This window comes from Clostridium sp. MCC344 (genome assembly GCF_018785365.1).
GTDB lineage: Bacteria > Bacillota > Clostridia > Lachnospirales > Lachnospiraceae > Pilosibacter.
Map to the genome: position 1 here is coordinate 566 of NZ_WQPQ01000110.1, position 935 is coordinate 1,500.

The following is a 935-nucleotide window of genomic DNA, read 5'->3' on the forward strand; positions in this document are numbered from 1 at the left end:
CGGCTCGCTGCTCTGGGCGTAGGCCGGGGCTGTAAAGATCAGGCAACACAAAAGGCTGGCAGCCATCGCCGCCAGCCTGCGGTATTTAATTTTCTTCATGGGCTGTGTCCTCCTTTTCGGGTGCCTCCGGCTTCGGGTCAGTATGACCCGAAGCGGTAAGGCTGTTTTTGGGGTCGTTCAAAAAAGCCATAAGCTGGGCGGGCGTCAGTTTGAGGGAGCGCACCGCCTGCACGATCTGGCTGTTTTCTTCCTCCTGTTTCTGCTTTTCCAGCTCCCGGATTTTGGCCTGCCACTCGGCAGCCTTCTCCCGGGCTTTTTCCAGTTCCTTATCGAGCTTGTCGATCTTGTTCATGCAAGGACTCCTTTCCTCTGGCTCACAAACGCCCGAAGGCATAGAGCATCATCCCGTCGCCCACATAAATCCCCACATGGGACACAGGGCCGGGGCTGTCATAGGTTCCCGTGAAAAAGATAATGTCGCCGGGCTTTGCCTCGGAGGGGGAAATGATAGCGCACTGGTTATAAATGCCCTGCGCCGTGGTACGGGGCAGGTTGTGGACGCCGCTGGCCGTGTACACCCAGCAGACAAAGCCCGAACAGTCAAAGGAGGTGGACGGGCTGGAGCCGCCCCACACATAGGGCCAGCCGATGTACTTTGTGGCTTCTTCCATGAGCGCCGCAAAAGCCGGGTCATCCAGCGCCTCGCCGGGTATCTCATAGCTGGGGCCGGTATCTTCGCCGCCGTTGTAAATCCCTTCCCACAGATAGGGTTTGTTGCCTTTGAGCTGCTGCATAACGGTGTAGATTTCCCGCTGCTGTTCGTTAAGCCTCGGCAGGATCACGGCGGGCAGCGTCTTGTTTGTGAGGGTCACATTGAGAATGTAATACTCATAGGGGACTTCCTCGGTGGTGGTTTCCCCGGTCTCCGGGTCAGT

At 57.5% G+C, this 935-nt stretch carries 2 protein-coding genes; both read right to left on the reverse strand.

Annotated features, from left to right (window positions below):
* Positions 1-85 precede the first annotated feature (85 nt).
* Complete coding sequence (locus GPK90_RS17990; protein WP_005927622.1) at positions 86-352, reverse strand: DUF4315 family protein; 267 nt, start codon at positions 350-352, stop codon at positions 86-88.
* Positions 353-374: 22 nt separating this feature from the next.
* Positions 375-935 (reverse strand): C40 family peptidase (locus tag GPK90_RS19285; RefSeq protein WP_252197604.1); only part of this gene is annotated, 561 nt, incomplete at its 5' end.